Origin of the sequence: Cypionkella sp. (genome assembly GCF_034376685.1) — a bacterium.
Taxonomy (GTDB): domain Bacteria; phylum Pseudomonadota; class Alphaproteobacteria; order Rhodobacterales; family Rhodobacteraceae; genus Cypionkella.
In genome coordinates, this window is sequence record NZ_JAXMJJ010000002.1 from 220,936 (window position 1) to 230,884 (window position 9,949).

General features: G+C 60.0%; 7 protein-coding genes. 5 read left to right on the forward strand and 2 right to left on the reverse strand.

Annotated features, from left to right (window positions below; all coding sequences use genetic code 11):
- Positions 1 to 80: 80 nt before the first annotated feature.
- The 4 genes from tssE to tssH are packed head-to-tail and all read left to right on the forward strand — an operon-like array spanning position 81 to position 6,226.
- Positions 81 to 635, forward strand: coding sequence for a type VI secretion system baseplate subunit TssE (gene tssE / locus U1A24_RS01035; protein ID WP_322320133.1), 555 nt, complete (start codon positions 81 to 83; stop codon positions 633 to 635).
- A complete protein-coding gene (gene tssF, locus U1A24_RS01040; protein ID WP_322320134.1) occupies positions 632 to 2,569 on the forward strand; it encodes a type VI secretion system baseplate subunit TssF in 1,938 nt (645 codons plus the stop codon). The genes tssE and tssF overlap by 4 nt, the downstream gene beginning before the upstream one ends.
- Positions 2,566 to 3,561, forward strand: coding sequence for a type VI secretion system baseplate subunit TssG (gene tssG, locus U1A24_RS01045; RefSeq protein WP_322320135.1), 996 nt, complete (start codon positions 2,566 to 2,568; stop codon positions 3,559 to 3,561). The genes tssF and tssG overlap by 4 nt, the downstream gene beginning before the upstream one ends.
- Before the next feature lie 31 nt (positions 3,562 to 3,592).
- A complete protein-coding gene (gene tssH / locus U1A24_RS01050) occupies positions 3,593 to 6,226 on the forward strand; it encodes a type VI secretion system ATPase TssH (protein WP_322320136.1) in 2,634 nt (877 codons plus the stop codon).
- A 69-nt stretch (positions 6,227 to 6,295) separates the two neighbouring features.
- Here the strand turns inward: tssH and U1A24_RS01055 are convergent, their stop codons facing one another.
- Both U1A24_RS01055 and U1A24_RS01060 read right to left on the reverse strand, forming a co-directional pair.
- Positions 6,296 to 8,545 (reverse strand): M23 family metallopeptidase, encoded by a 2,250-nt coding sequence (locus tag U1A24_RS01055; protein ID WP_322320137.1) that lies wholly within the window; start codon positions 8,543 to 8,545, stop codon positions 6,296 to 6,298.
- Positions 8,546 to 8,720: 175 nt separating this feature from the next.
- Positions 8,721 to 9,119, reverse strand: coding sequence for a DUF1036 domain-containing protein (locus U1A24_RS01060; protein ID WP_322320138.1), 399 nt, complete (start codon positions 9,117 to 9,119; stop codon positions 8,721 to 8,723).
- A gap of 393 nt (positions 9,120 to 9,512) precedes the next feature.
- Here U1A24_RS01060 and U1A24_RS01065 point away from each other — a divergent pair, with 393 nt between their 5' ends.
- Entirely contained in the window at positions 9,513 to 9,923 is a 411-nt protein-coding gene (locus U1A24_RS01065) for a hypothetical protein (RefSeq protein WP_322320139.1), read from the forward strand.
- Positions 9,924 to 9,949: the final 26 nt, after the last annotated feature.

The window sequence follows — 9,949 nt, forward strand, 5'->3', positions numbered from 1 at the left end:
CTCGCCCGGCCTTTCTCCTGATCACCGCTTGAGGATGCACTCGGGTTTGGCGGGCGGTTTGATCGCAAGAAAGTCGACCGATGGCAGAGCGTGACGGTCTTTTCCAAGTCTCTCTGATGAACGTGTTCCGCCAAGCCTCACGCGAACGGGATGCCAAGGCGCGAGAAGATGTGCTGACCGATACCGATGGCCGGGTGCTGTCGGCGCGGACGATTGAGCGCCGGGAAGGTGCAGGGCAGGCAACGCTGCGCGATCATCTGGCGATTGATCTTGGAAATCTGATGGCCACCATTCATCTTGAGGCCTCCAGCCCCTTGAATGGATTGGATTATGTGAAGAAGTCGATCTTGAACTACGGGATCCCCGATATGTCGCGGCTGACGGTAGACGATCACCGCAACGCACAAGTGGCCCGCGATCTGCGCAATGCCCTGCTTGCGCATGAACCACGTCTGATCGCCGAAACGCTGGTGGTGAAAATGCGGCGCCCCGAGGCGGATGCCGCACAGCGCATCGCCTTTGACATCACCGCCGAGATGGCGGCGCGCCCGGTCGATGTGCCGCTGGAATTCGTCGCCGAAATTGACACGGGCGCAGGCAAAGTCGCGCTGTCAAACCTTGTGGTGCGCGGATGAACCGGGCGTTTCTTGAAGCCTATAACCGCGAACTGGCCCTGTTGTATGAGGGTGCCAAGGAATTTGCCGAGGATTTCCCCGGCATTGCCGAGCGTTTGGGCGGGCTGACGCAAGACAACCTCGATCCGGCCGTCGCGGGCCTGCTGGAAGGCGCGGCTTTCATGGCCGCCCGCGTGCAGCTGAAGCTGGACAGCGAATTTGACACCTTTACCGGCGAGTTGCTTGATCAGCTTTTGCCGAACTTCATGGCACCAACGCCCTCGGCCATCCTCGCGCAAGCCGAACCGAACTATGCCGAGGATGAGCTGGAAAAGGGCAAGAACTTCCCCGCCGGCAGCTATCTGGATGCCCGCTATGTAGATCGGGATCAGCGGATTTCCTGCCGCTTCCGGCTGTCTGCGCCGCTGACGCTGTGGCCGCTGCGGCTGATCACGGCGCGGTTTGTTGCCGGTCCGACCGGGTTTCAGGCTTTGGGGCTGGATGTGGCGGCCGATACGGCTGGCGGGTTGATCCTGTCTTTCCTGCGCCCCGCTTCTGCTGCGCAAAAGGATAAACCCGGCAAACCCGTCAGTGCCATTCAGGCCGACAGCCTGCCCGTGTATCTGACCGGCGATCTGGGCGAGCAGATTGCGGTTTATGAACATCTGTTCACTAATGCCACCCGTGCGACGGTCCGCTATCTGGATGCGCGCGGCGACCCGGTATTTCTGCGGCTGGAACCCGGCTGGCTTGACCAGATCGGCTTTGACGAGACCGAGGCGATCTTCCCTGAAGACACGCGCGTGTTCCGGGGCTTTACCCTGCTGCGCGAGTTTTTTCTATTTCCGCAGAAGTTCTTGGGCTTTCGCCTGCAAGGTCTGCGCAAGGTGCTGCCGCGCATTGCCGCCGCGGGCTTTGATCTGATGATCGAGATGAACGCGGTGCGCCCCAGCCTGCCCGCGCGCATCACGGCCGAGAATTTTCGCCTGTTTGCCACCCCGGCGATCAACCTGTTTGAGGAAAACTGCGCACAGGTGAAGTTGGACACATTGCGCCACGACTACCTTGTCAGCGCGGATTCCAGCCCCGCCTCGCATTACGAAGTGCACCGTATTACCGAGGTTTTTGCCTATTATGCCGGGGTGAAAACCAAGATCCCCGTGCATCCTTTGTATGGCCTGCCCGCTGACGTGATGGCCCCGCGTGAGGCGCTGTATTACACCGCCAAACAGCGCCCACGCCGTCTGACCGCAAAGGAAAAGCGGTTCGGGCAGGTGCAGGGCTATACCGGGACCGAAAGCTTCATCTCGATCTATGAGCCCGGCCATCTTGACAGTGCCGAGCGGGTGAAACGCTTGCAGATCAAACTGCTCTGCTCCAACCGGCACTTGCCGCAGTATTTGCCCATCGCCCAAGGTGGGGCCGATTTCCGCCTGAACGATGATACAGCGATCCCGCTGCGCTGCATCGCAGGCCCGACCAATCCGCGTGAATCGGTGTTGGAGCTGGACGAAAGCGCACCGCATCGTGCCAAGGCTGGCCCGGTGCAGTGGCGGTTGATTTCCTTTCTGTCGCTGAATTTTCTGGGCCTCGACAACCGGGGCAGCCGGGATGAGGCGGCGGCACTGCGTGAGTTGTTGACGCTGTTCACCGATGTCTCGGCGCAGGTGACGGAACGACAGTTGCAGGGGCTGAAAGCGGTCACCAGCCGTCCGGTCACCCGCACCATTCAGCGCGCCGGCGGCTATCATGCCGCGCGCGGCACCGAAGTGACGCTGCGGTTCGACGAGCGGGCGTTTGAAGGCTCGGGCGTGTTTCTGCTTGGCGCGGTGCTGGATCGGTTTTTCGCCGAATACGCCAGCATCAACAGCTTTACCCAACTGGTGCTGACCAGCGATCAGCGCGGCACCATCAAGAGCTTCCGGCCGCGCACCGGGCAAGGACCGCTGCTATGAGCCCGCGCCGCGATGCCCTGAAGGCTGATCCGGGTGTTTTTGGCTTTCTGGCACTGCTGCGAGAGATTGAACGCGGCCAGCCACAGCGGCCAAGGATCGGCCGCAACCAGAACATGCGCGAAGAAATCGTGCGTCTGGGGCAGGAACCGTTTCAGGCGTTCCCTGATCACAACGTCAGCCAAGTTGTTGAAAACGCTGATAGAAAATTGCGCGTTCGCTCTAATTTTCTGGGTTATTTCGGCCCGCAGGGCGCTTTGCCGCTGAACACCACGGCAGAGGTGCAGCAGTGGTATATGTTCCGCGACGAAGCTTTCGTGCGGCTGGCTGATCTGTTCACCAACCGTTTTCAGCAGCTTTTCTTCCGTGCTTGGTCGGACGCACGCGGCATCACCCAATATGATCATCCCGGCGATGATCGGTTTCAGACCTATGTCGGCGCGCCGATTGGTCTTGCCTCGCCCGCGTTACAGGGACGCGGCACGGTGCCGGATATGGCGCGGCTACCCTTGGTTGGCATCGCGATGGCACGGGTGAAAAGCCCGGCGCGGCTGCGACAGATCTTGGAAAGTCTCTGCGGTGTGACGGTCGAGATTGAGGAAAACGTACCGGTCTGGCTGGGATTTGAGCCATCGGATCTGACCAGATTGGGGGCGGCAAATTCAGGGTTGGGGCGTGATTGTCGGTTGGGCAGCCGCGTGCAATCGGTGAATGAGAAAATCCGGGTTGCGATCAAAACGGAAAGTCTGCCGCAATATCAAAGCTTTCTGCCCGGTGGCAGCAGCTTTCAGCGCTTGACTGAACTTTTGTTCACATATCTTGGCCATGAGACCGAGGTAGAGATTGCACCCTCATTGCCCGCCGATCAGATCAAAGGTGTTGCCTTGGGCAAGGGGGCCGCTTTGGGCTGGACCGGCTGGCTTGCCCCGCCCCCGTCTGAGCCCGGAACATACCGATCCGATGCGGTTTTTGCCTCGGACCATCGCTCTGCCTGACATTTGAAAACGACATTGAAAGGAATTCGCCATGGCCGATATTAGCCTTGAAACAGTCGCCGGAAAGCTGAACCGTGTCGGCTATGATGCGTTCTTGCAGTCTTTGCGCCACGCGAAAAACGAGGGCAACCGCAATGTGGAACTGTCGCATTGGCTGTTCCATATCGTGCAGAACCCGAAATCGGATATCTCGGCCACGCTGAACCATTTCAAGCTGGACCGCGCCAAGCTGGAGAAAGATCTGGCGCTGGTGATCGACAGTTTCCGCAAAAGTGCCACCGAAATGCCGTCGGTCTCGGAATCAATGACGACGGTGATGGATCACGGCTGGCGCTATGCGACGCTGCTGTTTGGCGAGGCGCAGATCAGGACTGGGCACATTCTGGTGGCCGCGCTGAAGGATAAAGAAGCCCGCACCAAGCTGGTGCAGATGTCGAAGGTGTTTGCTGAAATCAACGTCGACACATTGGTGAATGAGGCGCGCGGCGCGTGGAAGGATAGCGACGAAGAAGACATGCGCCCGATGGACGGCACCGGGGTTGGCCGAGCGGCAGCGGGCGCTGCGGCGGCTGGGGGGGCGACCGGTACGACCGCGCTGGATCGGTTCGCGGTGGATATGACCGCCGTCGCGGCATCGGGCAAGATGGACCCGATTGTCGGGCGGGATGAGGAAATCCGTCAGATCATCGACATTTTGCTGCGCCGCCGCCAGAACAACCCGATCCTGACCGGAGAGGCTGGGGTGGGTAAAACCGCTGTGGTCGAAGGCTTTGCGCAAAGGTTGGCGGCGGGCGATGTGCCGCCGAAACTGCAGGGAACCAAGCTGTTCATGCTCGACCTTGGGCTGATGCAGGCTGGGGCCAGCATGAAGGGTGAATTTGAGCAACGCTTGCGGTCGGTGATCGACGAGGTGCAGGGTTCACCCGTGCCAATCATCCTGTTTATTGATGAAATTCATACGCTTATGGGGGCAGGTGGCACTGCTGGCACCGGTGATGCCGCGAACCTTTTGAAACCCGCTCTGGCACGCGGCACCCTGCGCACGGTGGGGGCGACGACCTGGATGGAGTATGCGAAATACTTCGAGAAAGACCCGGCGATGACCCGGCGGTTCCAGCCGATCACCATTGATGAACCCTCGATTGAACGCGCCTGCTACATGCTGCGCGGTATCCTTGCGCCGATGGAAAAGCACCACGGCGTGCGGATTTCGGATGAAGCTGTGGTAGCCGCCGTGAACCTGTCGTCACGCTATATCCCGTCGCGGCAACTGCCCGACAAGGCGGTGTCGCTGCTGGATACCGCTTGCGCGCGGGTGGCGATCAGCCAATCCACCACCCCTGCCAAGGTGCAGGATCTTCGGGTAAAGATTCAGGCTTTGGCGTCGGAAATCGCCGCCAAGGAAGCCCAGCGCGATCTGGGTGAGGTCAATGAGGATCGCATCAAGGAAGCGCAGGCTGAACAGGCGGTGGCCGAGGGCGAATTGGCCGTGACCGAGGCGATGTATAGCGGCGAAAAGGCGATGGTGGATGAGATCCTCGCCCTGCGTGCCTCGTTGGCCGAGGAAGGTGCGGATACTGCGACGCTGCGCGGTCAACTTGCGGGCAAGATGACCGGGCTTGAGGAAACCAAGCCGGATGACCGGATGGTCTATAGCCATGTGGATGAGCAATCGGTTGCCTCGATCATCTCGGATTGGACCGGGATTCCGGCGGGGCGGATGGTTTCGGACGAATTGCAGATGATCCTGACCTTGGGGGATCGGCTGAAAGAACGGGTGATCGGGCAGGATCACGGCTTGGAAATGATTGCCAAGCGGATCGAGACCTCTAGCGCCAAGCTGTCAAACCCGAACAAACCGATTGGCGTGTTCATGCTCTGCGGGCCTTCCGGGGTGGGTAAAACCGAAACTGCGCTGGCGTTGGCCGAGGCAGTTTATGGCGGCGAGCAGAATATCATCACCATCAACATGTCCGAATTCCAAGAGGCGCATACGGTGTCTCTGCTGAAAGGCGCCCCTCCCGGCTATGTCGGATATGGTGAAGGTGGGCGGCTGACCGAAGCCGTGCGCCGCAAACCGCATTCGGTGGTGCTGCTGGATGAGATCGAGAAGGCGCATTCCGATGTGCATGAGCTGTTCTTTCAGGTCTTCGACAAGGGCATCATGGAAGATGGCTCGGGCCGCCCGATCAACTTCAAGAACACGCTGATTTTGCTGACTTCGAACGTCGGCACCGAAGTGATCATGGATATGGCCGAAAAGGGTGAAACCAAGCCTGCGGTGGAAGATCTGACCGAGGCGATGAAGCCCTACCTGACCCGCGTGTTCCCACCTGCCTTGCTGGGCCGCATCGTGACGATCCCGTATTTCCCGCTGTCGACGGATGTGCTGGCGGGGATCGTGAAGCTGAAACTGAAAGCCATCGTGCGCCGGATGAAGGAAAACCACGGCGCGGTGATGACGGTTTCACCCGAGGTGATGGCCTACATCGTCGATCAGTGTAAAGACCCGGATTCGGGTGGCCGCATGGTGGACAACATCATCACCAACACCATCCTGCCTGATCTGAGCCGCGAAGTGCTGTCGCGCATGGTGTCGCAGACAGAGATGAAAACGGTGGAGATTGTGATGAAAGACGGCAAGATCGGCTACGAATTTGGGTAACAAGCGCTGCGTGCAAGCACGCACCCTACATCGCAACTTGGCTAGGGTGTGTGCTTGCACGCACCTCAGCTATATAGGCGTGCCCAGAATCCCGGCGATGATCTTCTGATAGGCCAGAACTTCGGGCGGCGTCACCGCCACGGCGGGCAAGCTGGCACCACCCTTGCGGCTCATCTTCAGCTCGGCCCATTCCTTGACATAGGCGATCGTGCGGCCTGCCAGAAACGGATTGGCTTTGACCACGCCGCTGCCCATCACATCACCCACCAACTGATCATCCTGTGCCTTCAGCACCATATTCGCGCCCTCGGCCCCAAGGAAATGGCACAGATACAGCCGCCCTGCGGTGATGCCATGACCGCGCGCGCGCAGATAGCTTTCGCCTTCACGGGCCAGCGCCGTCACCATTTCACGGCTGATGGTGGGATCATTGCGCAGCGCCAGCAGTTCGGCACGGCCCATCGTGCTGGCCAGATCGGGGCGATACTGACCCATCATCCTGATCCAAGTGCTTTCAATGAACTGGCCCAGGCCGGTGGCCGTCGACAGCGGGTTTTTCGCATCCGCCTTGCCACCAGATTCCACCCGGATGATCTGATCAACCAGCGTTTCCACCGCCGAGCCGCCGCCTTCCGCCACCATCGTGCCACCAGCGGCCAACGGGTCTACCGCTTCACCATTCTCATACAGCTCGAAATGCAGATGCGGCCCGGTAGATTGGCCGGTGGTGCCAATATAGCCGATCAACTGCCCTGCCGCGACCACATCCCCCGCCTTGATACCATCGGCAAAGGCACTCAGATGAGCATAGCGCGTCTCTGTCCCTCCGGCATGAGACAGCTTGACCAAGTTGCCATAACTGCCGCCATCCCCCGCCAGCAACACCGTGCCGTCAAACGCAGCCATCACCGGCGTGCCACTGGGCGCCGCCCAATCGGTGCCGCGATGCAGTTTCAGCACTTTCAAAATCGGATGCATCCGGGGGCCAAAGCGTGAGGTCAGCACCCCCTTTGCGGGCGTCACCATGCCTGCCCGCAGACTGACGCCACCACCACTGCTTGCCACACCACCCGGCACGAAACAGGCGAAATCTTCTTTGCCCACAGGCTTGAAGACATGGCATTCCAGCACCTTGCCCTCGCCCCTGATCGCGGCATACAGAACTTGGCCGGGGCCAGAGCCGCCGGTGCCCGCGTCCTTGGAATAGAGCAGGATCATCTTATCGCCGGGGGCCGCAAAGCTATCCATATCAAAAGCCTGGCTCATCATCACAATGGTTTCAGCGACCACGGCTGACGGCACACCATTACGGATCGCCGCCGAATAGAACGTATCCAACATCCGGTATTTGCGGCTGGTATCAACATCCGCCGTCCCCTGATCGCCCGCGAAGCTGAACAGATCCTCTTCGACCCAAGGGTCAGCCGACGTCACCACAGATCCTGCATCATTCACCGCGACCGAGCCGAAATAGTCGGTCTTGGTGTAAAGCGAGGCTTGCACCGGCACCATGACACCAGAACGGTTCGCCGCCCGCATTGCCAAAATCTTCCCCGGCCCAAGGCTGGCGAATTCCGGCACCAGCAAGGCCGCAGCATCCGCAAAACGCTTGGCCGCACCTGCCTCCATCCCATTCGCCGCCATCAGCCCGGCGAGATCCGTGGTATCCTTCAGCCGCAGGAATGTATCCTGATAAGGCGGCTTGCGTTGCGCCTCGGGCAGAATGAAATTGACGCTGGTGGTGTTCTCGATCCGGGTTTTGACATAGGTTTCCGGCGTGGTGGTGCCGTCCATATTCTCCCCCCAACTGGCATCACCATCGGCGACCACCACGGTCTCGGCGGGCTGTTCAGACGGCAGTTGTGGCTTCGGCAAGGCCACCTGCGCCGTGCGCTGCGCCTGAAAATAGGCGAAATCCTCGCGACTTGACGGCAGTGTCGTGATCAGTTTTTCCTCGCCGGTGATCAGATCATCGGTCAACAATGACAGTTCATTGCCCGCCCGATCTGCCGGAATATCTATTGGGCGCAAAATCTTACGGGTTTTCTGCGCCGCCCCGGTATCAAACCGCAACGCCATTGGATCGCCTGCAAGATCAACAAAGGCCGAGACATAGGTCGAGGGGGCGGCGTCATCCGCAACATCAATCGGATGATCAGGCGTGCCCAGAGTCACCACCCCGCCGAAATACAGCGCCGCTCCGATCCCGCCAAGCGCCAGAATCCCCGCGACCCACAGCACCACGGGCACGGCCACGGCATTGCGCCGCCGCTGCGCCGAGCGCGCGCGCGCCGCCTTGAATCGGGGATCGATTTCCATGCCAACCTTGCCGGAATAAGCTGAAATACCGCAGATGAACCGATGCAAGCCTAGCGCAGCGCCGTTCCCCTGACTAGCGGCGCGAATTGGCTAAAACTTAGATAAAATTGCCCATCCTCTGTGCGCAAGTATCCTCAGGGAGTGAGCGTGAAACGCGAGGGGGCAGAATGCCCCCCTACGGCGTTGCCGCCAGGAACAACGTCCAGCGCTGGGTTTTCAGCGTATCGACCTCGATAAACCCCGCCGAGATATCGCCGCGCGACCAGCACTCATTGATGCCGCGGATGGAAAACTTGCGGGGTGAAACGCACATCTGTGTGGTGCCGTTCAGGATCGGCTGGCCGAACACATCCTGCGCATACAGATAGATGTAGCGGCTGCTCAGCTCTTCCTTGATCACGTTGGCGCATTGGTTTGGGCCGATGGTCCACCAACCTTCGGTTTGAAACTCGCCCTCAACATCTTGGCCAATGGCGACGTTCACCACGTCAAAGCTTTGGTTGCAGACGGCAAATTCTGCCACGGCCGGGGTGGCAAGGCATAGGCCGATCAGAAAGGGCAAAGCGCGGATCATTCGCATAGCATAGCCGCCCCGCATGCCTTCGCAAAGCACCAAGCGGCGAGCTGGATGCCGACCGGGTTGCCTATTGCGCGCTGCTGTTGGTGGAAAACGGGGGCCGAACAAATACCGCGACCCCGATGCACCGGGGCAGATGCGGCGGATGCCTCTGGTCTGAGTCATGCAGGCGGGCTAGGCTGAAGCGGTCCTTGCCGAGTAACCGATGCCCACGTTTCCACCCCATTTTGATGCCCACGCGCCCAGCCTGATCGTGCATGCTGGCGAAAGCTGGCATGATGATCTGGCATCTGGTCGGTTTGATTTCTTTGAAAGCTGGGGGCCAAGGCGCAAGCGGAAGGCATCGCCACGGGATTGGTGCAGGCGGGTCAACCCGCATCCACCCAGCTGTTGCAAAACCGAAGCCATGTTCACATTCTGATCGGGCCGCGCCAGCCGATCCGCCCCGGCATCCTCCACGCCCATCCCGGCTATCTGCGCGGCTTCTGGTATTTTGATCCTGCGGGGGTCAATATGACCTCGTCGCTGCTACGCCGCGCATTCAGGCCAGATCAGATTGACGCCAAAGCGGCGCGGTATTTCTTCAACGACGTGACGGGTTGGAACCTGCGGCAGAACGCCTCAAAATTCCCGCAGACGGCGCGCAAGGCTCTGCCCCCCGCTTTCGCCACAGTGTTCCTGCAAGAGGCTCTGTTGCGCAATCCTGTGATGGATTCATCTTGTGAAACCAGCGTGATAGCTGGAGGTCATGAGCAGACCGAACACACCGACTTACAAGACGCTGAACTGGCCCGCGTATAACAAGGCGCTCAAGCGTCGCGGGTCGC

What these genes read in the sequence shown, in the direction of transcription:
- tssE (WP_322320133.1), top strand. Translation starts at nt 81, where the DNA reads ATGGCAGAGCGTGACGGTCTTTTCCAAGTCTCTCTGATGAACGTGTTC.
- tssF (WP_322320134.1), top strand. Translation starts at nt 632, where the DNA reads ATGAACCGGGCGTTTCTTGAAGCCTATAACCGCGAACTGGCCCTGTTG.
- tssG (WP_322320135.1), top strand. Translation starts at nt 2,566, where the DNA reads ATGAGCCCGCGCCGCGATGCCCTGAAGGCTGATCCGGGTGTTTTTGGC.
- tssH (WP_322320136.1), top strand. Translation starts at nt 3,593, where the DNA reads ATGGCCGATATTAGCCTTGAAACAGTCGCCGGAAAGCTGAACCGTGTC.
- U1A24_RS01055 (WP_322320137.1), bottom strand. Translation starts at nt 8,545, where the DNA reads ATGGAAATCGATCCCCGATTCAAGGCGGCGCGCGCGCGCTCGGCGCAG.
- U1A24_RS01060 (WP_322320138.1), bottom strand. Translation starts at nt 9,119, where the DNA reads ATGATCCGCGCTTTGCCCTTTCTGATCGGCCTATGCCTTGCCACCCCG.